This is a genomic window from Collinsella sp. AK_207A, assembly GCF_902501965.1.
Classification (GTDB): domain Bacteria; phylum Actinomycetota; class Coriobacteriia; order Coriobacteriales; family Coriobacteriaceae; genus Collinsella.
The window spans coordinates 96,768-121,970 of record NZ_CABWID010000018.1; the positions used below are offsets into that span (position 1 = coordinate 96,768).

General features: G+C 67.7%; 13 protein-coding genes. 2 read left to right on the top strand and 11 right to left on the bottom strand.

All coding sequences use genetic code 11. The features are described from left to right. Nucleotides 1–116 precede the first annotated feature (116 nt). From GDJ97_RS06855 to GDJ97_RS06865, 3 genes are all read right to left on the bottom strand, one after another. Nucleotides 117–3,743 carry an exodeoxyribonuclease V subunit beta gene (locus GDJ97_RS06855; protein WP_152070553.1) on the bottom strand — a complete coding sequence of 1,209 codons (3,627 nt, stop codon included), beginning with the start codon at nt 3,741–3,743 and terminating at the stop codon, nt 117–119. 3 nt (nt 3,744–3,746) lie between these two features. Continuing rightward, the gene (locus GDJ97_RS06860) at nt 3,747–6,758 is read right to left on the bottom strand and encodes a PD-(D/E)XK nuclease family protein (protein WP_152070554.1); all 3,012 of its coding nucleotides are present in this window, start codon (nt 6,756–6,758) and stop codon (nt 3,747–3,749) included. Between the two features lie 791 nt (nt 6,759–7,549). Beyond that, on the bottom strand, nt 7,550–9,166 hold the full coding sequence (locus GDJ97_RS06865) for a peptide chain release factor 3 (protein WP_152070555.1): 1,617 nt from the start codon (nt 9,164–9,166) through the stop codon (nt 7,550–7,552). A 105-nt stretch (nt 9,167–9,271) separates the two neighbouring features. Here GDJ97_RS06865 and GDJ97_RS06870 point away from each other — a divergent pair, with 105 nt between their 5' ends. Next, complete coding sequence (locus GDJ97_RS06870; protein ID WP_152070556.1) at nt 9,272–9,613, top strand: arsenate reductase family protein; 342 nt, start codon at nt 9,272–9,274, stop codon at nt 9,611–9,613. Between the two features lie 127 nt (nt 9,614–9,740). On the opposite strand, the gene GDJ97_RS06875 is transcribed toward GDJ97_RS06870, so the two are convergent. From GDJ97_RS06875 to GDJ97_RS06900, 6 genes are all read right to left on the bottom strand, one after another. Continuing rightward, a complete protein-coding gene (locus tag GDJ97_RS06875; RefSeq protein ID WP_226808894.1) occupies nt 9,741–10,094 on the bottom strand; it encodes a hypothetical protein in 354 nt (117 codons plus the stop codon). A gap of 20 nt (nt 10,095–10,114) precedes the next feature. Next, a complete protein-coding gene (locus tag GDJ97_RS06880) occupies nt 10,115–14,731 on the bottom strand; it encodes a 2-hydroxyacyl-CoA dehydratase (protein WP_152070557.1) in 4,617 nt (1,538 codons plus the stop codon). Beyond that, the gene (locus tag GDJ97_RS06885; protein WP_152070558.1) at nt 14,732–15,442 is read right to left on the bottom strand and encodes a TetR/AcrR family transcriptional regulator; all 711 of its coding nucleotides are present in this window, start codon (nt 15,440–15,442) and stop codon (nt 14,732–14,734) included. It lies immediately after the preceding gene. Between the two features lie 138 nt (nt 15,443–15,580). Further along, a complete protein-coding gene (locus GDJ97_RS06890; protein WP_152070559.1) occupies nt 15,581–16,000 on the bottom strand; it encodes a YbjN domain-containing protein in 420 nt (139 codons plus the stop codon). Nucleotides 16,001–16,220: 220 nt separating this feature from the next. After that, nucleotides 16,221–16,541, bottom strand: coding sequence for a type II toxin-antitoxin system RelE/ParE family toxin (locus GDJ97_RS06895; RefSeq protein WP_152070560.1), 321 nt, complete (start codon nt 16,539–16,541; stop codon nt 16,221–16,223). After that, nucleotides 16,541–16,825, bottom strand: coding sequence for a type II toxin-antitoxin system Phd/YefM family antitoxin (locus GDJ97_RS06900; protein WP_152070561.1), 285 nt, complete (start codon nt 16,823–16,825; stop codon nt 16,541–16,543). The genes GDJ97_RS06895 and GDJ97_RS06900 overlap by 1 nt, the downstream gene beginning before the upstream one ends. Nucleotides 16,826–17,004: 179 nt before the next feature. On the opposite strand from GDJ97_RS06900, the gene GDJ97_RS06905 reads away from it, so the two are divergent. Then, nucleotides 17,005–17,871 carry an HAD hydrolase family protein gene (locus GDJ97_RS06905; RefSeq protein WP_152070562.1) on the top strand — a complete coding sequence of 289 codons (867 nt, stop codon included), beginning with the start codon at nt 17,005–17,007 and terminating at the stop codon, nt 17,869–17,871. 152 nt (nt 17,872–18,023) lie between these two features. On the opposite strand, the gene GDJ97_RS06910 is transcribed toward GDJ97_RS06905, so the two are convergent. Then, the gene (locus GDJ97_RS06910; protein WP_152070563.1) at nt 18,024–21,584 is read right to left on the bottom strand and encodes an ATP-binding cassette domain-containing protein; all 3,561 of its coding nucleotides are present in this window, start codon (nt 21,582–21,584) and stop codon (nt 18,024–18,026) included. Nucleotides 21,585–21,737: 153 nt separating this feature from the next. Next, nucleotides 21,738–25,202, bottom strand: coding sequence for an FtsX-like permease family protein (locus GDJ97_RS06915; RefSeq protein ID WP_152070564.1), 3,465 nt, complete (start codon nt 25,200–25,202; stop codon nt 21,738–21,740). Nucleotide 25,203 lies beyond the last annotated feature (1 nt).

The window sequence follows — 25,203 nt, forward strand, 5'->3', positions numbered from 1 at the left end:
ATGAACCCAGAATCTCATTACGCGCGCTTGACCTTTGCGCCGATTTCGAGAAGTGCGTTTAACGGTACGCACTCCCCGAAATCAGATTTCTACAGGTGAAAACGTTATCGGCAGTATCACAGAACGTACGAGACCACCTGAGGCTCGCCATCCTCGGCCCCCGGCATCTCCACGCGCACGAACTGGAGCTCGATCCTGCTCACGCCGGCCTTGTGGAGCACGTCGGCGTACACCTGCGCCTGCAGCAGATGCTTGGCCTGCAGCGCATCCGGCGTCTCCGCTGCGTTCCCGCCCGTCTTGTAGTCGATGACGAGCGCGCGGGTCGCATCCGCGGAATCCGTGCAGAGCAGGTCGATAGCGCCCTCCGCGTACGAGCCGAAGCGCGCGAGGCCATCGGAGGCCAGCGTGTAGAACGGTACCTCCGCGCGCACGAGCGGCCAGGCAAGCGCCTGGGCCCGCACAGCGGAACGCTCCCAGCGGTCGAGCGCCGCGTCGAGACGGGCGCGCTGCACCTCGCTGAGATGCCAGGCTCGCGCGAGCGCTTCGCGGCGCTCATGTGGAACGGTCTCCGCCCCCATCTCCACCAGCCATTGCGCCGCCGCATGGAACGCCGAACCGAGTGCCGTGGGATCGTCGCCGGCATCTCTTGCGAGGGCATCCGGGCCCGCGCTCCCGCTCGGCGCCGCTGCGGATGGCAATGCCACCTCGTCCACAGCGGCATCGTCGGCGGCGTCGGCATCCCCCGGGGCTGCAGGCGCGGGGGCGCGGTCCTCCTCCGTGGCCGAGAGCGACCGCGCCACGGAGGAGTAGCTATACGAGGCGCGGGGGCGCGGGGGCGCCGGCACCACGTGCCAATCCGGTGCCTCGGGATAGACGAGCGTGAAGCTATCGGGCTCGGAGGCGTCTGGTTCTGACGCCTCCGTATCGTCGTCTTCCGGCGCATAGGACCGGTAGCCCTCGTTCTGTTCGTAGGAATCCCCGTGGTACGAGAAATCCTCCACAGCAATGAGCTCGAAGTCCCCCGGCTGCGCGTTCTCGAACACCAAGCGGTCCACATCCAGGCGCTGGCCATCGGCCGGTAGGATGCGATTGAGCACCGCGCCCGTCAGGTCGCGCTCGGGATCGAGCTTGAGCTCGGGCACCTTGCCGCTGGAGACCTTGGCGTCCAGGGCGAGGATGCACACCTCGCGGGCGCGCGTCATCGCCACGTAGAGCAGGCGCGCACGTTCCTCGAGGTCGTGCCGCTCCTCCTCATCGCGTATGGAGAGCCAGGCCTCCGCCACGGAACCCGTGGCGCACACGTCGTCCACCAGGTCCGCTGTGAGCCACGGAGCGGAACCGGCGTAGAGGCGGGAGAAACGCTTCTCCACCTCGGATGCGGGAATCCAGCTCCCGTCCGAAAGCCGGGCGCCGGACAGGCGAGCGGGCAGGGCGGCGATGCGCACCGCGCCGTCGTCGCCACGGTGGGTTTGCACGCGGTCCGAGGAGGCGCGGGCGGCAAAGCAGTCCGCCACCGCCACCACGGGGAACTCCAAGCCCTTGCTGGCATGGACGGTCATGATGCGGACGGCGTCGCCCGCTTCCTCGTTGAGGGCACCCGGCGCCTCCTTGCCGGCCAGGAAGCGGTCGTACGCGGCGACGATGGCCCGCGGGGCACGCCCCACCTGCGCCTCCGCCTCCGCGAGGGCATCCAGCGCCTTCAGGACGTTCGCGGCAGCGGCCTTGCCCTCGGCGCCGCGCGCGACGAGCCGCACGAGCCAGCCGGACTGGGACACCACGTCGCGCGCGATAGCGGAGAGCGGGTCGCGACCCACGCGGGCAAGCGCCGGACGCAGTACCGCGCGGGCGCGCGCCACGAGTGGCAGGCCGTCGAGCCCCGGGGCGTCGTCATCCGAGGCGATGCCGGCGTCGACGTTCCGACGGCGCGTCTCCCCCGTCTCCGCGTCCATCGCCGTGCAGAGCGCCAGGAACTCCTGCGCCCCCAGCGCGAAGAGCGGCGATTGCAGGAGCGGGACCATGCCGCCCTCGGCGTCCTGCGGGTTCGCGAGCGTGGCCGCGAGTGCCCGGACGCTTTGCGCCTCCACGGTTCCGGCAAAGACCGTGCCACCCGAGATGATGCAAGCGAGCCCCTCGGCGCGGATGGCGTCGGCGTACACGCTCGCGCTCGTCATGCCGCCGAGCAGCAGCACCATGCCGCCCGCGGGCTGACCGGCATCGGCGAGGGCGCGGAAGCGCCGGGCGATGGCGGCGGCCTTGAGGGCCGTGCGCTCCTCGCGCGATCCCCCGGCCACGAGCACGGCCTGCCGGCGCGACGCGTTCGGGGCAATCAGCCCGTCGCGCCTCCCCTCGTGCGGCTGCAGGTCGAGAAAGCCGCTCATGAGGCCACCTTGACCGCCGTCGAACACGCGGGCCACAAACTCCAGGATCTCCGCATGGCTGCGGAAGTTCTTAACCAGCTGCACCAGCTCGCCCTGAACCGCGGCCTCGCACGCCGCCGGCTGGCCGAAGCCGCTCTCCGTTTTCTTGGCAGCGCCCGCCATCGAGCGCTCCTGGCGCCGAAACACCTCGACCTCCGCGCCGCGGAAACGGTAGATGGATTGCTGGGCATCGCCCACGGTGCAGAGCGCGCGGCCGCCCTCGCCGGTGAGGTAGCTCACCAGATCGACCTGCTGCTGGTCGGTGTCCTGGAACTCGTCGATCATCACCAGCTTGAAGCGCCCCTCGTAGGCACGGCGAATGGAGGCGTGGTCGCGGAAGGCTCGGAAGGTCAGGCGAAGCAGGTCGTTGTTGTCGAGCACCGAGCGCTCGGCCTTGAGCTCGTTGAAGCGGTCGAAGACGGCCCGCGCCAGCTGGAGCAGCTGCTCCATGGCACGACTTCCCAGCCCGGCGTATGCGTTGATGAAGGCGTCCGCCACCTCGGCCTTGAGCCAGGCGACACTCTCCTTGGGAAATCCCTTGCTCGCACGCGGCGCGTCGCATGCCATGAGGCAGCCCAACAGGTCGGCGCGGGTGCGCGACCCCGATTCGAACCGATCAATGGCCGCGAGCGCGCGCTCGGCGAGCTCAACCCCCTTGCTGCCGCCGTTCTCGGCAAGCTCCTGGTAGGCATCGCGCAGACCCGAAAGGTCCGTTCGGCCCGCCAGCGGGCGCAAGTCGTCGAACCCGTTGCGACTCGCGCTCGCAAGCTCGGCTAGCCGGCGCACCAGGTCGCGCACGTTGGTCGTGCGCGCAAAGCCGCCCTCGCTCGCGAGCGGATACCAGTCCAGCAGCGCGTCCATGCCCAGAGGGGGCGAGGATGCGCCCTCGGTCACCGAGGTCACCGAGCAACCCGCCAGCACCTCGTCCACGGCCCGGTCGAGCAGCGGCGCCGTGTCGGTGAGCACGCTGAATTCCGGATCGATGCCCAACTCCAGCGCGTGTGCCCGCAAGATGCGCGAGCACATGCCGTGGATGGTCGAGATCCAGGCGTCATCCACGGCCAGCGCCTCGCGCGCCATGCCCTCGGCGATCAGCGCCGCGCGCACGCGCTCGCGGATCTCGGCTGCGGCGTCGGTGGTGAAGGTGATGGCGAGCACCTGGTCGAGCCCCGTGAGGAACGGGCCGGACTCGGGTGAGAGCGCCCACAGGATGCGCCGCGTGAGCGTGAAGGTCTTACCCGATCCGGCTCCCGCCGAGACGAACAGCGGGCGGTCCAGCGTGGTGACGATCTGCCGCTGCTGCGGCATCAAGGTGGAAAGGTCCATGGGCTACGCGTCCCTCCTCTCGAATCCAAGGCCATGGCTCCGGCCGCAAAACATCTGCTCGCTCTCGCTGGCGCGAACATCCCCCGCGGCGAGCGCGGCGAGGCGCCGGGTGACGACGCCCTCCACCCGATCAAGCAGCTCATCGAGGCGCATGGTCCCGCCATGGTCCTCGTCGGGGAAGCCGCGCAGCAGTCCCGGCGTACGGCCGTCCCCCGGCTCCTCCTGAGCGAGCTCCGCCGAGACGGCTCCCCGTATCCCCGGCTTGCCTCCCTTGGTGGTGAGGTAGACCGCGCCACGTGGATCCAGACCCAGCGAAGAGCGCCTGAGCGCTTGGGCGTAGATGATCGACTGGGTGTGCCGGGGCAGCCAGTCGGGATCATCCGCCGGCACCGCGCCCGCACGGTTGGTCACGGTGGGGTCTTGCAACCTGAACTGGTCGGGGTTCGACCGGTGCTTATAGTCGATCACCACGGCGTGCCCCTCGGCGTCCACGTCAACGCGGTCGATGCGCCCGCCGAGCGGGAAGCCGGCATAGGTGGCGCCCAGGTCGTTGAAGCTATACTCCAGGTAGGCAGGATGGAACGCCTCGAGTGCTCCGGCCTCGTAGCGCAGCACAGCCTCCATCTCGGGCAGGATCCGATCGAGTTGAAGGCGCTCGCTCGCCGTGAGGGGCACCAGTGGCGCCGAGCTCGACGTCTTGCCCCGCGCATGCTCGGCGCGGACTTCCTCGAAAACCTCGTGGAGACGACGGAGGCTCGCATCCAGGTTGCCCGGCGTCACGCGCGGCACGCCCTCGTCTATCAGCGTTTGATGAAAACGGTAGAGCACGTCGTGGACGAAGTTGCCCTTTTCCATGTTGCCAAAGCCCGCATCTAGGCGCGCCGGCCGCACCCGGTTCGAGACGAACCAGCAGAGCGGGCAGGTGAGGTAGCTCTCGATCTGGGAGGCGGAGAACTGGCGCGGCACCAGCGGGGCGGACGCGCCCTCAGGCGCGCTCGGATCCCGGTGGCGCAGCACCAGATACGGCACGGCGTCGGGTGAGAGCTCCTGCGGCGAGAGACAGGTCACGCGCTCCTCCCGCGGCGCGCGGGGCACGGGCTCAAAGTCGGCGACGACATCGCCCTCGCCCCGCACGCGCGGCGCGGTGCCTGCCGCCGTGAGCAGCTCCGTCCAGATGGCAGCGGGATAGCGGTCCGCCGCCTGCCGATCGTGCGCCACGCGTGCAAGCACCGCACCGGAACGGGAGGCAGCGACCGCGCGGGGAAACACGCAGCGCTGCCACGCGATCGGCTCCACCTCGAACGGCCGGTACCCCAAGCGCTCGCCCAGCTCGGCGACGACGCCCTCCTCATGGGCCAGGGGATAGCTCTCGATATCGACATCCGCCAACAGCTCGGCATCCGCGGACGACGCGGGCAGCGCGGCCGCATCGTCCACGGTCATGAAGCGGGCCACCGCGCGCGGGTCGCCGGAAGACGGGTCGGGAGCGCCCTCCTCGGCACGCTCTGCCTCCGCATCAGCCGCCGCGGGAACGGACCACGCCGTCCTCACCTCCAGCGCGGGCAGCACCTGAAGCGCGGCGCGCTGGGACACACCCAGGTCGTGCGCCATGGTCGACACGGCCTCCAGCACGCCGCGCAGCAGGGCGATCTCGACCTGCTGGCGCGCCCTGCCGTCGTGCGTGCCGAAGGACGAGGACGGCTGGGTCTCGGCAACGCTCAGCATGAGCTTGAGCGCGGTAACGGGTCTGCCCTGGCAGAGCGCCTGAAACACATCGGCGCACACAACCGGAACCTTGGAGAGAGGATGCGTGGAGGATAGCTTTCCCCGCGCCGCGGTCACGCGCCCCTGGCAGCTCTGGAGCAGGCGCTGAACCCCCTCGGGCGCGAGCGCGCGCGTGCCGCGCACCCGCTTGTCGAGCTGACGGGCCTCGTGGACGCTCGCCCCCGAGAGCGGCGAGGCGAGCCAGTCCGCGAGCTCGGGTGCGGGCCACCACGTCCCCGCATCCGCGCGCCCCGCCTCGGCCTCCCCCATGCGCTGAGCCAGGTCCAGGAGCGCGACGAGCTGCTGACCGGAGAGCGTCTGCCCAAACCGGACACGCCCTCTCCCCTCGGCGGCGATGCCGCGGGCCGCAAGGGCAGGCGCGAGCTCGAACAGCAGCTCGAGCGGGCGCGCCGTGGCGACAACCAGCTCGCCCGCCCCCTCGCCCGCCATGCGGGAAAGCTCTTCCGCGTAGGCACGCGTCTTGGCGTGCGGCCCGGCCACCTCGAGAAAGTCCGGGGCTTCGGACATCTCCGTGCCGACGGAAACGGCGGGCTGATCGGTGGTGCCGCGGTCCGGCGCGTCCTCAGCCCCGAACGCGCGCGCCACCTCAGGTGCAAAGGCAGCCTGGTCCGCGCCGAGCAGCCAGCGCACCTCGCCCGCGTCGGCAATCACCCGCAGCAGATGAACCGTATGGGCCGGGAGCGTCCGCACGTCCGCCAGCGTCACCTCATGCGCGCACGCCGGCAGCGGGCCTTTTTCCAACAGGGTGCAGAGTGCCTCCGCCGCTTGGGAGGCCTCAACCAGACCGTTCGCCTCGAGCGCATCCGCATAGGCGTCGAGCAGCGAGAACACCGCCCGTTCGGCCTCGCTCGCCGGTACCGCGGCCCCGCCCGACGCGACGGGCAGCAAGCGCTCGGCCAGCCGGCAGAGCAGGCGCGTGGTGCCGACGTTTGCCGCGAGCGGCGCTAGGTCGGCCGGGGCGATGCCGTCGAGAACCCCCGCCATCAGCAGTTGACGCTCCACGGGCCCCACCAAGCGCCGGCCGTCGCCCAGAAGCCCCCAGAGCTCCTGCAGCCACGCGCTCGAAACGGTGACGTCCACACCCAGGCCCACACCGGCATCGGCGAGACGCGAGCGCCAGGCATCGCGCGCGGCCGGGGTGCCCACGAGCAGCGTGACCCGACCGTACTCAGCTACGCCCCGGGCGATGACCGCCACCGAATCCTGATCCTTGCACACGCGAAGCGCCACGCGCCCTCCTTTGCGACGTTCTTTCTCGCACTATCCTACACGCCCGCGCGGACACGGCTTTGGGCGAGTTATTTCAGCATCCAGCGCGCGCCGCAATCGCGGCACATGAGCTCGCGACGGCGCCTGGAGAGGAGCGCGGAACGCTCCGGCCGGACGTACCCTGGTGAAAGACCGCCCGACGGCATGAGGCTGATAGCCGATGAGGAAACCGGGCAGGCGGAGCTCTTGGGCGGCGGGGTGCCGAAATGGACGAGCAGGGCGCTGCGATCTTGCCATCGGTTTTCCCGTGTTGTGAACGCCCAGGTGTCGGCATTCGGGGAGTTGTGAACGCTGCATGCACAACTCGGTTTTCGATATGCGGATTGACCTGCGGATCCTCCGCCGCGCTTCCCCGTGGGAGACGGACGGCGTTCACAACTCGGAATATCCGATGGGGAACCCGCGCAGAGAGACGCCTCCGGCATCCCCCGAGGAGCACTGAGGAACGTTGCTAAGCAAACCTGCCACCAAGTCCCCGTCCCGCGACGGTTGCTAAGCAAACCTGCCACGAGGCACCACGCCCCCAGCAGTTGCTAAGCAAACCTGCCACCAGCCGGCGGTTGCTAAGCAGATATGCCTCCAAGACCTCTTTTTCAGGCCCTTGGTGGCAGATCTGCTTAGCAACTCCCTCCTGATGGTCCATCTGCTTAGCAAACCTCCCTCAGGTGGCAACTTTGCTTAGCAACGCCCCCCCTCAGGCGGCACGTCTGCTTAGCAACGCCCCAACGCCATCTACCTACGCCCCAGCGCAACTAGAACGTCACGTTGCCGAACTCCGAGAGCTTGAGGTTCGGGTTGTGCTCGATCGCCCAGTCCACGTTCCACGGACGCGTGAAGAGCAGCAGCTTGCCGCCGCGCATGTCCTCCACGGGCTTGGTGTCGCGCGTGAGATCGAGGCGTGCCAGGTCGATCTCGCCGGGCGCGTTGGCGATCCAGCGGATGTCGGAGTACGCGAGGTCCTGTCGGCGCACCTCCACGTGGTACTCGCTACGCAGGCGCTGCTCGAGCACCTCGAACTGCAGGACGCCCACCGCACCCGCGATGACGCTCTCCATACCGCCGCCCACCTCGCGGAAGATCTGGATGGCACCCTCCTGGGCGAGCTCCTCCATGCCCTTCACGAACTGCTTGCGGCGCAGCGTGTCCACCTGGGTGATGCGGGCGAAATGCTCCGGCGCAAAGGTGGGGATGCCCGCGTAGCGCACCTTGGGAGCGCCCATGGACACGAGCGTGTCGCCGATGGCGAAGAGGCCGGGATCGAAGAGGCCCACGATGTCGCCGGCAACCGCGGTGTCCACCGTGGAGCGGTCATCCGCCATCATGGACGTGCCGCTCGCGAGCTTGACCTTGCGCCCGCCCTGCACGTGCCAGGCATCCATGCCGCGTTCGAACTTGCCGGAGCAGATGCGCAGGAACGCGATGCGGTCGCGATGGTTCTTGTCCATGTTGGCCTGGATCTTGAACACGAAGCCCGAGAAAGACGAGGTCGCAGGGTCCACGAGCTCACCCGTCTCCGCATCCTCGTGCGGCGTGGGCGCAGGCGCGAGCTCGAGGAAGCTCTCCAGGAAAGGCTCGACGCCGAAGTTGGTGAGCGCGGAGCCGAAGAACACCGGCGAGAGCTGGCCCGCACGCACGGCATCCAGGTCGAACACGCTGTCAGCGCCGTCCAGCAGCTCAATGTCGTCCATGAGGGTGTGGTGGTTCTCCTCGCCGATCAGCTCGTCCAGCTCGGGCGCGCCCAGCTCGGCCTGGATCTCGCCCACCTTCTTGGCGGCGTTGGCGCGGCCGTCGCCGTCGAACGCGATGACGCGACGGGCGCGGCGGTCGAACACGCCGCGGAAGTTGCGACCGGACCCGATGGGCCAGTTCATGGGATAGGTGCGGATTCCCAGCACGGACTCGATCTCGTCCATGAGGTCGAAGGGGTCGCGGGTGTCGTGGTCGAGCTTGTTCACGAAGGTGAAGATGGGGATGTGGCGCAGCGTGCATACGCGGAAGAGCTTGATGGTCTGCGCCTCCACGCCCTTGGCACCGTCGATCACCATGACCGCGGCGTCCGCCGCCATGAGCGTGCGGTAGGTATCCTCGGAGAAGTCCTGGTGGCCGGGGGTATCCAGAATATTCACGCAGCAACCCTGGTACTCGAACTGCAGCACCGAGGAGGTGACGGAGATGCCGCGCTGCTTCTCGATGTCCATCCAGTCCGAGACCGCGTGGCGCGCGCTCGACTTACCCTTGACGGAACCGGCCGTCTGCACGGCCCCTCCGTAGAGCAGAAGCTTCTCGGTGAGCGTGGTCTTGCCGGCGTCCGGGTGCGAGATGATGGCGAACGTGCGGCGGCGGCGAATTTCCTCGGGCAGGGGCAGCATGGGCGGCCTTTCTTGATTGCGTGCGGGCTGAACCGCGTGCGATGCGTCAAACTCTTAGATGATACTGATGTGGGACGGCGGAAGCGGCCGCGAACAGGAGGGACCATGAACATCCAGATCTTCGGCACCAAGAAGAGCTTCGATACCAAGAAGGCGCAGCGCTACTTTAAGGAGCGGCGCATCAAGTTCCAATTCGTGGACCTGCGCGAGAAGGGCCTCTCCAAAGGTGAGCTGCAGTCCGTGGCGAACGCGGTGGGCGGCCTCGACCGCCTGCTCGACCCCAAGGCCAAGGACGAGGACACCCTGGCCCTCATCCAGCACCTGGTGCCGGCGCAGCGCTTTGAGAAACTGCTCGAGAACCAACAGGTGCTGGCGGAGCCCATCGTGCGAAACGGCCACCAGGCCACCATCGGCTACCAGCCCGACGTCTGGAAGAGCTGGGAGTAACGGCACGGACACGGGGCAGCCGCGGGTGCAGGATAACGGCGCAGACGCAGGGTCGCCGCGCCGACGCGCCCGGGGCAGTGCCACGCGTCCAGCCGCTCGACACCGGCGCACCCACCCGGCACCACGCCTAGACGAACTCGATCGTCCCGCGCTCAGCGTCCATGCCGGCCACGCGGGCGAGGCTCTCCACGCGGTACCCCCCCCGCTCGCGCAGACGGCCGCCACCGCCCTGGAACGCCTTCTCCACCGCGATGCCGATACCGGCCACGTTCGCCCCGGCAAAAGCACAGAGGCGAATCAGCCCCTCGAGCGCGCAGCCATTGGCCAGAAAGTCATCGATGATGAGCACGTTCTCGCCCGCGGAGAGAAAGCGCCGTCCCACGATCACGGGGTACTCGCGCTGCTTGGTGAACGAATAGATGGTGGTGGCGTACTGGTCGTCGTCGAGGTTGATGGACCGGGCCTTCTTGGCAAAGATCACCGGCAGGTCCGGACTCAGCGCTAGCCGCGCACGCCGCGGCCCAGGCGCTCGGCCACGCGCTCCACGGCGTCGTCGCCGAACGCGCCGCAGCCACCCGTGCCGCAACTGTCACCCTCATGGTGCGGGCGGAACTTCTGGTCCACCATGTCCTGCGCGAGCGGGCGCACCGGCTCCATCTTGAAGCCCTTGCCCGCGCGCAGGTTCTCCTTCGCCACCGAGATCATCAGCTTGATGCGGTTCAGCTGATTCACCTCTGAGGCGCCCGGGTCGTAGTCCACGGCCACGATGTTGCTCTCGGGGTGCTGGCGGCGCAGCTCCTTGATCACGGCCTTGCCCACCACGTGGTTCGGCAGGCACGCGAACGGCTGCGTGCAGATGATGTTCGGCGCGCCGTGGTCGATGAGGTCGAGCATCTCGGCCGTGAGCAGCCAGCCCTCGCCCATGTTGTTGCAGAGCGAGAGCACGCTCGTGGCCTTCTTGGCCATCTCGGAGATGGGCTCGGGCCGCTCGAAGCGCGTGGACTGCTCGAGCAGCTCGTCCACCGGCTTGCGCATCCAGTCGACGAGCCCCACCACGGCGTCCATGGCGCCGCGCGTGGTGGCCTTGCTGCCCAGCTCGTCCTTCTGCAGCTTGGCGTTGCTCATGGAGTAGAGGAAGAAGTCGAGCAGGCCCGGCACCACGGCCTCGCAGCCCTCGTGCTCGATGACGTCCACCACGTGGTTGTTGGCCGTGGGATGGAACTTCACGAGGATCTCGCCCACCACGCCCACACGCGGCTTGGTGCCCTCGCCCACAAGCGGCATGGTGTCGAACGCGTGGATAGCCTCGCGCGAGAGCTTGGTGAAGCTCCGGCGCGTAAAGCTCGGCGCCTCCTTGCGGGCGCGGGCCATGAACTCCTCAAAGAGCGCATTGGCAGCACCCGGCTCCGCCTCGTAGGGACGGCAGCGGTAGAGCATCTGCATCATCACGTCGCCGAAGAGCACGCTGTACACGGCGGCCTTGAGCATGGGAACCGTGAGCTTCCAGCCGGGGTTCTGCTCGTCGAGCTTCACCGCGGAAAGCGAGATGACGGGGATCTCGGGATGGCCGCTCTCGCGCAGCGCCTTGCGGATGAGCGCTATGTAGTTGGTGGCGCGGCAGCCACCACCCGTCTGGCTGATCACCACGGCGGTCTTGCTGAGGTCGTAGCGGCCGGACTCGATGGCCTCCATGATCTGGCCCGTCACCAGAATGGACGGATAGCAGATGTCGTTGTTCACGTAGCGCAGGCCTGCCTCAACGGCCCCGCGGTCGGTGGAGGGCAGGAGCTCCAGGTTGTAGCCCGCGGCCTTGAAGACCTCCTTGATAAGGTCGAAGTGGATGGGCGCCATCTGCGGGCACAGGATGGTGTAACCCTCCTTCTTCATCTCCTCGGTGAAGGGAACCTTCTCCCACGCCGTGCTCTGCGCGCGGCGCTGCGCCTCGAGCGCATACTTGTGCGTGGCGAAAACCGGCGCATCCTGGCTCGGGGCCACGGGCGACCCGTCTCCCGGCTGGTAGCGCTCCCCTGCCGCCGCGGCCTCGGCAGCGCGCTCGGCCTCCTTGTCCTTGAGCGCCGCCATGAGCGAGCGGATGCGGATGCGCGCGGCACCCAGGTTGGAGACCTCGTCGATCTTCAGCACCGTGTAGATCTTGCCGGAAGCTTCCAGGATCTCCTGCACCTGGTCTGTGGTGAGCGCGTCCAGGCCGCAGCCAAAGCTGTTCAGCTGGATGAGATCGAGGTCGTTCCGCATGGTGACGAGCTTGGCCGCGCGGTAGAGGCGGCTGTGGTACATCCACTGGTCGACCACGCGGATGGGACGATCGGGCCGCACCAGGTGCGCCACGGAGTCCTCGGTGAGCACCGCGAAGCCGAACGAGCTGATGAGCTCCGGCAGGGCGTGGTTGATCTCGGGGTCGTTGTGGTAGGGACGCCCGGCCAGCACGATGCCGTGCCCGCCATGGTCCTCGACCCACTTCATGGTCTCCTCGCCCAGCTCCTGGATGCGCTCGTGGAAGGCGGCGTCCTCCTCGTACGCGGCGTTCACGGCGGCGTTGATCTCGGAACGGGTGATGCGCGGACCCTCAACGCGGCCGCGGCCGGCCTCGGCGTCGGCTACGCGCTCCTGCGCGATGAGCTCGAAGAGGCGGCGCTTGAGCTCCACGCGGTCGTGGTAGGGCACGAAGGGATCCATGAACTCCACGTGCTTCTGGGCGATCTCGTCGATGTTCAACTTGAGCGCCTGCGGGTAGCTCATGACGATCGGGCAGTTGTAGGAGTTGCCCGCCTGCGGGTCCTCCTTGCGCTCCCAGCGGATGCAGGGCATCCAGATGAAGTCCACGTCCTTATCGATGAGGTTCATGATGTGGCCGTGGGAGAGCTTGGCCGGGTAGCACACGGACTCCGACGGCATGGACTCGATGCCCGCCTCGTAGACTTTCTTGCTGGACTGGTCCGAGAGCACCACGCGGAATCCCAGGTGCGTGAAGAACGTGTGCCAGAAGGGGTAGTCCTCGTACATGTTGAGCGCGCGCGGGATGCCCACCGTGCCGCGGATGGCCTCGTCCTCGGTCAGCGTGGGACGGTCGAAGAGCAGGCGGTTCTTCTCGGCAAAGAGGTTCGGGGCCTCGGTCTTCTTCTTGTGGGTGCCGGCACCCTTCTCGCAGCGGTTGCCGGTGATGAAGCGCCGACCGCCGCCAAAGTCGTTGATGGTGAGCTGGCAGTTGTTGGAGCAGCGGCCGCAGCGCGCATGGCGCTGCTTCACCGTGAGGTGCGCAATCTCGTCGGCCGAGAGGATGCCGGAAACGCCGTCCGCACCCGCGCGGTCGCGCGCGAGGAGCGCCGCGCCATAGGCGCCCATGCAGCCGGCGATGTCCGGGCGCACGGCGTTGACACCCGTGAGCTGCTCGAACGCACGCAGCGTGGCATCGGACATGAAGGTGCCGCCCTGGACGATCACCTGGGTGCCGATCTCTTTGGGGTCGCGCAGCTTGATGACCTTGAAGAGCGCGTTCTTGATGACGGAGTACGAGAGGCCGGCCGCGATGTCGCCCACCGTGGCCCCCTCCTTCTGCGCCTGCTTCACACGGGAGTTCATGAAGACGGTGCAGCGGGAGCCCAGGTCAACCGGTGCCTTGGCCTCCATGGCGGCCTTGGCGAAGCTCCGCACGTCCATATTCATGGACACGGCGAAGCTCTCGATGAAGCTGCCGCAGCCCGAGGAGCAGGCCTCGTTCAGCATGATGTGCTCGATCACGCCGTCGCGCACGCGCAGGCACTTCATGTCCTGGCCGCCGATGTCGAGGATGAACTGCACGCCCGGCAGGAAGGCCTTGGCGCCGCGAAGGTGCGCCACGGTCTCGATCTCGCCGGAATCCGCCTTCAAGGCCTCGATGAGCAGCGCCTCGCCGTAGCCGGTGGTGGTCACGTGGCCGATCGTGGCGTCCGCGGGGATGTGCGCGTAGAAGTCGGCCATGATGGTCTTGGCCGTGCCCAGGATGTCGCCGTTGTTGTTGCCGTACCAGGTGTGCAGGAGCTGGCCGTCCTCGCCCACCATCGCGGCCTTCATGGTGGTGGAGCCGGCGTCCAGGCCGATGAACACGCGCTTGCCGTGGTAGGCAGCGAGGTCCTCGCGCGGCACGACCTCCTTATCGTGGCGCGCATGGAACTCGGCGAGCGCGGCGTCATCGGCAAAGAGCGGGTCCAGACGGGCCACCTCGGAGCCCTGCGTGTCGCCGAGCGAATCGATGGCAGTGATAAGCTGGGAGAACGTAGACAGCTTCTCGGACTCGTGCGCCATGGCCGCACCGCTCGCCACGAACAGGTGCGCGTTGGCGGGCACGATGCGGTGCTCCTCATCGAGCTCGAGCGTGAGGTAGAACCGGTGACGCAGCTCGGAGAGGTACTGGAGCGGGCCGCCCAGGAAGGCAACGTAGCCGCGGATGGGGCGGCCGCACGCCAGACCCGAGATGGTCTGCGTGACCACGGCCTGGAAGATGCTCGCGGCCACGTCCTCGGGGCGCGCGCCCTCGTTCAAGAGCGGCTGCACGTCCGTCTTGGCGAAGACGCCGCAGCGCGAGGCGATCGGGTAGATGGTGGTGGCGTTCTTGGCGAGCTCGTTCAGGCCGCTCGCGTCCGTGTGGAGCAGCGTGGCCATCTGGTCGATGAACGCGCCGGTGCCGCCCGCGCACGTACCGTTCATGCGCTGCTCGATGCCCTGGTCGAAGTAGATGATCTTGGCGTCCTCGCCGCCGAGCTCGATGGCCACGTCGGTCTGGGGGATAAGCGTCTCCACGGCGCGCTTGCTGGCGATGACCTCCTGCACGAACTCCAGGCCCAGCCACTGCGAGAGCAGAAGGCCGCCCGAGCCGGTGATGGCGCAGGTCATGGGCGTGTCGGGCAGCACCATATCGGCGCCGGCAAAGAGGTCGCGGGCGCAAGCGCGCACGTCGGTGTGGTGGCGCTGGTACTTGGCGTAGACGATTCTGTTCTCATCGTTCAGCACGGCGAGCTTCACCGTGGTGGAGCCCACGTCGATGCCCAGATGGAGCTGGCCGTGGACGTTCTCGGGATTCCAGATAGCCCCCTCAGGGGCCTCGATCTTCTTCTCTTCAGACATCTAGTTCTCCTCTTCAGCGGGCGTGGCGAACGCCTCGGGGTCGAATTGCAGGTTCATGAGCTTCATACCGTACTCGGGCACGTTGATATCAATGGGCATGCCATAGAGATCGCCCGGACGGGCGAAGGCGATGACGGTCATCACGCGAGCCATGGTGGCGGGTGATTCCACGAGTCCGCGCTCGAACCAGCGCTGGATCACGCCCGTCTCCGCAGCGACCACATAGGTAAGGTAGTAATCGAAGAAGGCGCCGAGCGCCAGCGGGAAGATGCCCGAGCGCATACGGCCCGAGATCTCCTCCTTCGCCATGTCCATGAGCTTCTTGATGAAGGCCGGGTCGCCGCCGGGGCCGAGCAGCGCGCCCACGAGCTCGCGGTTGACCGCAAGGTACTCGAGGAGCTCCGTGGCGCCGGGCGCCGGGCTCAGGTTCTCGATGCCTCGGTAGACCTCCGGCAGCGTGGTCGCCGAGATGGCGCGGACGCGCGCGCGAATCTCATCGAGCAGGCCGGCTTCGACCTGTTCGACAAAATCCGGGATGTCCTTGTAGTGGCTGTAGAAGGTGCGGCGCGTGAGGCCGGCGCGATCCGTGAGCGCCGCCACGGTCACGCGGCTCAGGTCATCGCCGGCATTGAGCTGCTCGGCGAGCGCCGTGCGCAGGGCAAGCTGCGAGCGCAGGCTGCGGCGGTCGCATTTCAGTTCTGCCTGGGGCATGTGCCTCCCTCTGTGCTATTACACGTCCCGCGTAGTATTGCACAGAGTGTGAACGATTATGCGACCTCCACGGGTTCCGTACAGTCCGCTTACGGCCCCGAGACGATACGGCGGGAGCGCCGGCGAGCAAGCCGCAGGCTAGCCCATGACCTCCGCCAGGCGCGGGTACACCTCGTCCAGCGTGTCGAACATGCGGCCCATGGCGGCGATGCCGAAGAGGCCGGCCACCTCGGGTACCAGGAACACATCGCTCGCGCAGGTGAGCACATCGTCCTCGTCCATGCTGAACTTCACCCAGCGGTACGTGCCGTTCAGGTCGTTCAACAGCTCGAGCGCCTGGAGGCGTTTATCTGGGGCGGCCTCGCCCAGGCGCTCCACCTCCAGGTGCGCACCGCGATCGTTCACGCGGAAGAGGATGGTGGTGGCGGGCAGATGGTGCCCTGCCCAGCCAACGCGGATGGTATCGATCATGTTGTCGTCCTCGAGCGGCGTATCGCTGCGATGCTCGATGCCGGCGGCGGACATCTCGCGCATGAGCTCGACGGAATTGGGATACATGGGAGTCCTTTCAACGACGCTCACCGCATTATCGCACGGACGCTTTCACGTTGACGGAATGAACGGGATGAGGCCGCGGACGCCTTCTCGAACTGGCCAGGCGTCTAGGCCGAGCCTCGACGGCGATCGCCCGATGCCAAGGCGCCCTCACGCGCCACGAGCTTCCTCGTTCGGAACGATGCCGTCGCCAATGAAGCCGGGAATTAATGCCGGCCCTCGTTCATAGCCATGCCTCGTAATCTCGCGCGCCATGAAAGAAGCCGTGCACCACGATATGACGCTCTGCGTCATAGACCTTGTAGAAGATAAGGTAGTCGCCGACCACGAGCATACGGTAGCCCCGCCGTGCGAGCGACCGGCGTCTGGGAACGAGACCCAGGCGAGGGAATCGGCCAAGGCTGCCGCACGCCTCTTCCAGACGATCCAACAGGTTGAATGCGGAGCGCTTCCCTGCAACCTCGGCCACGTAGGACACGATGTCCGCAAGCTGAGCGTCGGCGGTATCGGTTCGGAGAACTATGTAGCCGGCGTCGTCACACATCAGACTGCAGCCTCTTCACGTGCCGCGAGCTGCTTGCGCAGCTTATCGAACGACGTTGACAGGGAGGAGACGCGACCCTCCGCAACGTCACGCTCAGAGTCCGCGAGCGCGCTCAGCAACTCGAGCTCGGACTGCATTCGGCTGTACTCTTCATAGCCCAGAAGCACCGTGTCGCCGCGCCCGTTCACGGTGATCACGGTCGGCCGGCGGGCCTCGCGGCACTCGCGCGAGACCTCAGCGTAATGATTGCGCAAGTCGGACGACGGACGGATGTTGGGTGCCATGACAACCCCCTTGGAATGACTTACTTTGTCAAATTATAGCATGATATGACTATCTTCATCAATCCGGCTCAAGTTCTGTTATTCGCTACCCCCTACCAGCTGGAACGCAATCCCCGACAATCCGCTACACTCTCATACGTCCATTCGCTCGGCACATCACGAATCCGGGGGTTCCGCGCATGATCAAGCTCTTCGCCACCGACTTGGACGGTACGCTGCTCAACGCGTTTCACAAGGTGGACCGCACCATCCACCGCGCGGTGCGCACGGCGACGGATGCCGGTGCGCACGTGGTGGTGGCGACGGGCCGCACCTTTCGCCGCACGAGCGACTTCGGCTTTGCGGGCACCGGCATCGACGCCGCGGGCTGCAACGGCTCGCTCATCTTGAACCGCGAAGGCGAGGTCATCTACCACGGCGTGATCGACCCCGCCTTTCTCGAGACCATGATCCGCGCGTTCCCGCAGATCTGCTTTGAGTGCGTGGGCGTGCGCAACACCTACGCGACCGGCTCGTTCGAGGAGCGCCAGGCGGGCTTTAGGACCGACCGTCCCCTCCAGCGCATCGCCATGGTGGGCATGCGCCGGCGCCGCAAGCTCATGAGCACGGACACCCTGTTCTCGCAGCCGCTCTCCACCATCCTCGGGCACGACATCTGCAAGGTGAACGCGCGCACGGCGGACGAGGCCCTCGGCCGTGAGCTCACCGCGTTCCTCGCCGACCACCAAGACACCGTGGTGAACACGCCCTTCCAGCCCGTGATGTTCGAGATCACCGACAAAGCCGACAACAAGGGCGCAGCGGTTGCCCGTCTGGCCGCGTACTACGGCATCGACGAGGACGAGGTCGCGGTCTACGGCGACGGCGGCAACGACCTCGTCATGCTCGACCGCTTCGAGCACTCCTTTGCCACGAGCAACGCCAGCGACGCCGCCAAGCAGGCCGCCGGCACCGTCATCGGCAACTGCGCCTTCCACGCGGTCCCCAAGCACATGTTGAAGACGCTGCGCGACCAGGCGGCGACCCAGCGCTACACCACCATCTAACATCTCCCCGCCACGAGCCGGCGCGCCATGGGGGACAAACGCTGAATCTCTTGTACCAGGAACATGGCGGCTCCCTCCTCGCGCGGTAACGAATCCGGGGACGCGGGCAACCCCAAGGCCGCCCGCGTCCCCGGTCAATCATATCCCACGCCCTAGCTCAGGCGGCCGCGCTCCACGCTGTAGAACCCATCCGCAAAGGAGACGGTGCTCGCGCGATGGCTCACCAGCACGACCGTCTTGCCTGCGTCGCGCAGACGGGAGACGGCACGCATGACGGCCGCCTCGTTCAGCGCGTCAAGGTTGCTCGTGGGCTCGTCCAGTAGCACGAGGGACGCATCGTGTAGGAACACGCGCGCGAGCCCGATGCGCTGGCGCTCGCCGCCGGAGAGGGAGTCTCCCAGCTCGGCCACCGACGTGTCGTAGCCCTTCGGCTGGCGCGCGATGAAGTCCGTGAGCGCCGCGGCCGCGCAGGCGGCGTCGAGCTCCTCGACCGTGGCATCGGCCTTCGCCACGCGCAGGTTCTCGGCGATGGTCCCGATGAAGAGATCCGTGTCCTGCGTCATATAGCTCTCACTCGCGCGCAGGCTGGACGTCTCCACGCGACGCGCGTCCTCCCCACTCACGCGCACTGTGCCCGCCGTGGGGTCCCAGAACCGCATAAGCAGCTTGAGCAGCGTGGACTTACCCGAACCGGAGCGCCCGGAGATGCAGGTCATCTTGCCGGCGGGCACCCTGAGCGAAACCCCCGCGAGAATCTGTTCACCGCTGGCGGCGTAGGCAAAGTCCACGCCCTCCAGCGAGGCACCGCCAAAATGCCCCGGATCGATGCGCGCACCCGCGCCGTCGGGCACCTCGTCGGTCTGCGGCTCCTCGTCCAAGAGCTCGATCACGCGGGCACCGCTCGCGATGGTCCCCTGGAGCGACGTGCCCAGCCGGGCCACGGCGAGCACCGGGCCGAAGCTCGAGAAGAAGGCGAAGGAGCACACGAAGGCCGCCGGCAACGAGAGCGCACCGCTCCGGGCCTCGGCGAGGGAGAGCGCGATCATGCCGATGCTGAGCGCCAACACGAGCGCGTCGGCCAGCCCTTCCACGGCGGCGGAGCGGCGGTGCAGGCGCGCGTCCACCGCGCCCACGCGCTCGGTCCGCTCAGCGAGGTCGCGCGAGCGCACGGCGACGCCGTTGAACTGGATGCTCTCCGCCAGGCCGCGCAAGCTGTCCAGCACGTAAGCGCTGATGGCGCCAGCGCCGTCGCGCGAAGCACGGCCGGCATCGCCGCAGAGCTTGGAGGAGAAGAGCGGCAGCGCCACGCCGAGCACGAGATAGCCCGCGAGCGCGAGCAGCGCGATCGGCAGCGAGTACGAACCCAGGAAGACGAGCATGACGAGGCTCGTCGCGATGGCGATGGCCACGGGCGAGATGGTATGCGCGTAGAAGACCTCGAGCAACTCGATGTCCGCGGTCACGAGCGAGATGAGGTCGCCGCGCTCGCGTCCCTCGAGCTTTGCCGGGGCGAGCCGGCGCAACGCGGCGAAAACCAGGTCGCGCACGTGCGCCAGCAGGCGGAAGGCGATGTAGTGGTTGCAGAGCTGCTCGCCGTAGCGCAGCGGTCCGCGCACGACGCCGCACGCGGCCACGAGCACGCTCGCCGCTGCCAGGGAAACCCCCAGACCATGGCTGGAGAGCACGGCGTCCACGAGCCCGTACGCGCCGAAGGTCGCGAGGAACGTGGCCGCGAGCGAGCCCGCGAACCCAAGCGCGATGGCGAGCAGCAAGTATGGCAGCAACGGGGACACGAGCCCCACCATGCGGCGCATCACCTGGAAGGACGACATGCCGGAGCCAGCCCACCCGTTCTCGGCAGCGGTGCTCGCGACGGGCCGCCCGGCCTGACCCGCCGCCGCGGCAGCAACGGTAGGCTCGCCTTCCCGCTCCGCCGCGTCTGCCATGTCGCGTGCCTCGGACTCGAGCGAGGCTTGGCTCTCCCACAGGGCGGCGTAGGCGCCATGCGCCGCGAGCAGCTCCTCATGGGTGCCGTGCTCCACCAAGCGACCCCGATCAATAACGAGAATCTGCGCCGCGTCCCGAACGCTTGCCAGGCGATGCGCGATGACAAGCACCGTGTGGTCGCGCGCGAGCTCCTGGATCACCTGTCCGATCGCGCGCTCGCTCTCGGCGTCCACGTTGGATGTGGCCTCGTCGAAGATGAACACCGGGGTTTCGCGAAGCAGTGCCCGAGCCACGCACGCGCGCTGGCGCTGGCCGCCGGACAGGTTCTGCCCGCCCTCGGACACCTTCATATCCAACCCGCCGGACGCCCGCACGAATCCGTCGATCCGGCAGCGCGCGAGCACGCTCCAGAGCTCGTCGTCGGTCGCGAGCGGCCGCGCGAGCAGGAGGTTGCTCCGCAGCGTGCCCTCAAAGAGGTGCCCGGCGCTGGGAACGAGCGTCACCGTGCGCACGAGCGAGTCTAGCGAGGCATCGCGAATGTCGACGCCGCCGATCGTGAGCGTGCCGCGATACGCCGCCTTGCGCCCCGAGAGGATACCGGCGAGCGTGCTCTTGCCGCTGCCGCTCGCGCCCACGATGGCCGTCAGGCTCCCCCGCGGAATCGTGGCATCCACGCCCTCGAGCACCACGTGGTCCCCGTACGCGTAGCCCACGCCGGCGCACACCACGTCGCCCGTGCCATCGAGCTCGGCGCCCCCGCGCTCCAGCACCGGCGCGTCCAGGATGCGGAACATCGTCTTCGCCGCGCTCATGCCGTTCATGGCCGTGTGGAAGAGCGAACCCAGACGGCGCATGGGCAAGAAGAACTCCTGGGAGAGAAACACCACGGCAAAGGCCCCGGTAAAGCCGATGGCGCCCATCGCAAGCTGCCACATGGCGAGGATGATGCCCGCCGCCGCGCCACCGAACGCCACCAGGTCCATGATGGTGATGGAGGAGAGCTGCACGCCGAGCATCTTCATCGTGGCCAGACGGAAGCCCTCGGCCCCCTCGTTCATGCGTTTGTGCCAGCGGGCGTCCGCCTGGTAGATCTTGAGCGTGGTGAGCCCCTGCACCGCCTCGAGGAAGCTGCCGCCCAGGTCAACATAGGTATCCCAGTACTCCCCCGCCACGCGCTTCGCCCGGCGCATCACCACCATGATGGACGCGGGGATGAACGGCACCATCATCATGAGGATCGCCGCGGGCAGCGGGGCCAGACCGATCAGGCAGACGAAGAGCACCACGGGGGCGATGATCGCGTAGAAGAGCTGGGGCAGGTACCCGCCAAAGTAGACCTCGAGCTGCTGAGCGCCCTCGACGCTCGTCTGCACCGCCTCGGCCGTGGAGACGCTTTCCGCGTACGCGGGGCCGAGCTCGGCCAGCTTATCGTACACACGCTGGCGAATGGTCCGCTTTGCCAGGTAGGCGGCGCGATCGCCCGCGCGCTGGGCCAGGTAGATGGCGATGGCGCGCACGAGGATGGCAGCCGCAAGCGACGCCAGGTACCGCGCGCAGCAGGCCGGCACGGGCATGGCGATCGAGGCGTCGACGGGCGAGCCGTCCGCCCGGGCAACGAGCGCAACCGTGCCCATGGCGCCGAACAGCCCGCCCAAGGACAGGATGACGAGCACGTTCATGAGCAGGGCGATGACCTTGGCGACCACGGATGCGATGATATAGGGCACCACGCCGGGCACGAGTTGCATAAGCCGCTTATCGAACATGCAGAGAACCTCCGGGGGCAGCGCGGCCCCTTGGTGAGACAGGGGTACTTTTGCTTCATCCATACTACCCGGCAGGGCCGCAGATGAGCCGGACGATTGCGATGCGCGTCCAGCCAATTGCCCCCGGCGTCGCGGCCAGGGTCGTTTCCGCCGCTATTCGGCGCTCTTGAGCGCCTCCACCATCACGATGCGGTCGAGCGAGCGGTCGGTGATCTTGTTGATGACCAGCACGAACACGAGCGAGAGCGCGCCCGCCACCGCGTAGGTGCCCGGCTCGACCACCGCATCGAAGTAGAGCGACGGCATGCGCAGCACCCACGAAAGAAACCGCGTGAGCCCCCAGCCGAGCGGACAGCCCGCCGCGATGCCGAAGAGCGCCAGGATGACCGTCTCCTTGTTGATGTAGCGATGCACCTCGCGCCGCCGGAATCCCAGCACCTTGATAGTCGCCAGCTCGCGTTCGCGCTCCGAGATGTTCGTGGTTGAAAGCGTGAACACCACGGCGAACGCCAGGCACACTGCCATGATCGTCAGCACGTACACCACGGTGTCGATGATCTTGAAGCTCTCGGTGAACTGGTTGGAGATCTTAGCGGTGCTCGAGATGCTCAGGAACACGCCGTGCTCGGCAAGGGCGTCGGCAACGTCAATCTGCTCGGCCTCGCTCCCCGAGAGGTGCGCGAGGCAGGCGTTCCGCACCGCGTCGCGCCCAAAGGCCGCACGGTACGCGCTCTCCGTCATGTAGCAGTAATTCCCCAGGTAGTTGAGCTGGATGCCTGCAACCTCCACTTCTCCCTGCCGCAGCTCGGAGTCTTGGAGGCGAATCGTATCGCCCGCGGCAAAGCCCAGCACCTGCTCGGCGTTCTTGGTGATGAGTGCCCGCGCCCCGGTGTCGGGCAGCTCGAGCGCGGCGCCGGCGGGGTCCGTCAGGTGCACGTAGCTGGAAAGGTCAACGTCGTCGGGGACCACCACGAGCTGCACCGTCTCGCGCTTGCCGTTGAACTCGGCCGTCACGGAATCCACGCGGCACGCGAGCAGGTCCTTCACCCCGGAGGTCGTCGCCAGGAGGTCCCGCGCGGCATCGGCGTCCGTATCCGCGGCGACGGTCAACAGGTCGTAGCGCGTGACACCCGCCTCCCCGTACTGCCGCTCCTTGAACGAGGCCACCGTGTCGCGAATACCCATGCCGCAGATCATGAGGGCAGAGCACCCGGCGATTCCGAGCACCGTCATGAGGAAGCGCTTCTTGTAGCGGAAGAGGTTGCGCGCCGTCACCTTGTTAAGGAAGCTCAGGCGCCGCCACACGGGCGTGATGCGCTCCAGGAAGATGCGCGAGCCAGCGCGCGGGGCAAGCGGGCGCATAAGGGAGGCCGGGGCCTCGCGCAGGACGCGCCGGCAGGAGATGAGCGCCGAGCCCACGATCGCCCCGATGAAGAGCGCGCTGCCCCAGAGCGCGTAGACGGGGTTGAAGTGCAGGCGGAAGGCCGGCAGGGCGTACATGGTGTCAAACACGGTAAAGAGCACGAGCGGCAGCACCACAAAGCCCAGCACACCGCCTGCGATGCAGCCGAGCAGGCTGGCGGCGAGCGCGTAGACAGCGTACTTAGCCTGAATCTGCGCGCGCCGGTAGCCGAGCGCCTTGTAGAGGCCGATGAGCCCGCGGTCCTCCTCCACCATGCGGGCGATGGTGGTCAGCGCGATGAGCACGGCCACGGCGAGGAAGATGAGCGGGAACACGGTGGCGATGGCCTCGATGGAATCGGCGTCGGAGCCCAGGCTCGCATAGCTCGAGAGTGCGGTGCGGTCCTGGATGTACCAGGTAGCAGGCTCGATCTCGTCCACCTTGCCGCGCGCCTCGTCGAGCGCCTCGGTCGCCGTCGTGCGCTCTTCCGCAAGCGTCGTCTGGCCGGCGTCCACCTCGCGCTGCCCCGCGGCGAGCTCCTGCTCCGCAGCAGCGAGCTTCTCGCGCGCGGCTTGGAGCTGCTCGGCAGCGGAGGCCCCTTGCTCCTCCAAGACCTGCTCACCCTCATCCAGCTGCACGAAGGCGGCCTTGAAGTGCCGCTCGTACACCTGTTGCTTGGCTGCTTCAACCTGCGCCGGCAGCGCCTGCTCGACACCCTGCTTCACGGATTTGGTGACGGCGGCCTCCATCTGCGCCAGCGCCGCCGCCATGCCCTGCGTGTCCATACCGGTTTGCGCCTGCAGAGCCGCGATGGCCTGGTTCGCCGCCTCCACCTCGGCTGTCTTGTTCTGGCGCTCGCGGAGTTCTTGCTCGGTCAGCCGCTCGCCACGGGATTCCTTGGCTGCTAGCTCGTCCAAGCGGGCTTGCGCCGCCGCACGCGCTGCCGTCTGCGCTTCAAGCTGGCTCTTGGCAGCGCTCAGCTGCTGGTACTCGGCCATGTTCACGAGGGTGCTCTGCACGGTGGAGGGAATGGCCGCCTGTGCACGGCTCCGCACCTCCTGCTCCGTCTGCGCGTAGGCGTCGGCGAGCTTCTCGTCGAGCTGGGCGCGCGCGTCGGCGAGTTCCTGGCGACCGGCCGCGAGCTGCTCCTCCGCCGTCTGCTCCTGCTCGGCCAGCTCGCGCTTGCCGCTTGCCACCTCGCCCTTGCCTTCCGCGATGGCGTCCTGCGAGCGCGCGAGCCGCTGTTCGGCCTCGGCGAGCTGCTGCTCGGCCGCTTGCCCCTGTTCGTCGATCGCCTGGGAGGCATCTCCGCGAACGGTCGCGGTGCGGGCGTCTTCGCGCTCCTGCCGAATGGCGTCTGTCTCGTCCTTCACCTGGTCGATGAGGTCCTGGTACGCATCCCCGTAGCAAGGCAGCTCGCGCGCGCCCTTCACAGCCAGGTAGGCCACGGTGAACGTATCCGTATGCTCCACCGCGTCGCGGGCGAAGAAGAACGCGTACTTCACCGTGGAGCTCGTGCGGAACGACATCGTGTTCTGATCGGAGTTCACGTCCATGGGATCGCGGACGGCACCCGTGATGATGTAGATGCGGCGGGTGAAGACCTCGGTTGAGGTCGCGGTGTCAGAGGCGTCGGTTGCGGTGCCGGCACCGGCACCGGAATCGGTTGCACCCGAATCGCCCGTCCCCAGCGCGGCATCGCTGGCGAAGGTGAGCGTGTCCCCCACCTGCTTGCCGGTCGCATCCAGGAACTTCTGTGTCACGGCCACCTCGCCCGGCCCGCTGGGCAGCCAGCCGCTCACCAGCTGCGGCTCGTTCATACCCGTATCGGAAAGCGCGCGCAGGCTCACCTGCTCGGGTGCGCCGCCCACCTCGGTGTAGGCCGTCTCGGTGTAGCCTCCCTCGGCCGCTTCCACGTTGTCGAGAGCGGCAAGTGCACCCACATCATCTTGCGTGAGGCCGAGCGTGGACTGGATGGAGAGGTCGTAGAGGTGCTGGGCATCAAAATACGCGTCGGCGGCCAAGCGCAGGTCGTCGCAGGAGGCCTTGAGCGCCACGAACACGCCCGAGCCCAGCGCGCAGATCACGAAAAGCGAGAGGAAGACCTTGATGTTGCCCGTTATGGTACGGCGGATGTCCGCGGCGAACGCGCTCGGCCGACGACCGGCTCTCTTGTTCGCGTTCGGCCCGCCCGGACCGGCAGCCGCGGCACCCATG

What these genes read in the sequence shown, in the direction of transcription:
- GDJ97_RS06915 (WP_152070564.1), bottom strand. Translation starts at nt 25,202, where the DNA reads ATGGGTGCCGCGGCTGCCGGTCCGGGCGGGCCGAACGCGAACAAGAGA.
- GDJ97_RS06895 (WP_152070560.1), bottom strand. Translation starts at nt 16,541, where the DNA reads ATGTGTGACGACGCCGGCTACATAGTTCTCCGAACCGATACCGCCGAC.
- GDJ97_RS06890 (WP_152070559.1), bottom strand. Translation starts at nt 16,000, where the DNA reads ATGTATCCCAATTCCGTCGAGCTCATGCGCGAGATGTCCGCCGCCGGC.
- GDJ97_RS06855 (WP_152070553.1), bottom strand. Translation starts at nt 3,743, where the DNA reads ATGGACCTTTCCACCTTGATGCCGCAGCAGCGGCAGATCGTCACCACG.
- GDJ97_RS06880 (WP_152070557.1), bottom strand. Translation starts at nt 14,731, where the DNA reads ATGTCTGAAGAGAAGAAGATCGAGGCCCCTGAGGGGGCTATCTGGAAT.
- GDJ97_RS06910 (WP_152070563.1), bottom strand. Translation starts at nt 21,584, where the DNA reads ATGTTCGATAAGCGGCTTATGCAACTCGTGCCCGGCGTGGTGCCCTAT.
- GDJ97_RS06900 (WP_152070561.1), bottom strand. Translation starts at nt 16,825, where the DNA reads ATGGCACCCAACATCCGTCCGTCGTCCGACTTGCGCAATCATTACGCT.
- GDJ97_RS06865 (WP_152070555.1), bottom strand. Translation starts at nt 9,166, where the DNA reads ATGCTGCCCCTGCCCGAGGAAATTCGCCGCCGCCGCACGTTCGCCATC.
- GDJ97_RS06870 (WP_152070556.1), top strand. Translation starts at nt 9,272, where the DNA reads ATGAACATCCAGATCTTCGGCACCAAGAAGAGCTTCGATACCAAGAAG.
- GDJ97_RS06905 (WP_152070562.1), top strand. Translation starts at nt 17,005, where the DNA reads ATGATCAAGCTCTTCGCCACCGACTTGGACGGTACGCTGCTCAACGCG.
- GDJ97_RS06885 (WP_152070558.1), bottom strand. Translation starts at nt 15,442, where the DNA reads ATGCCCCAGGCAGAACTGAAATGCGACCGCCGCAGCCTGCGCTCGCAG.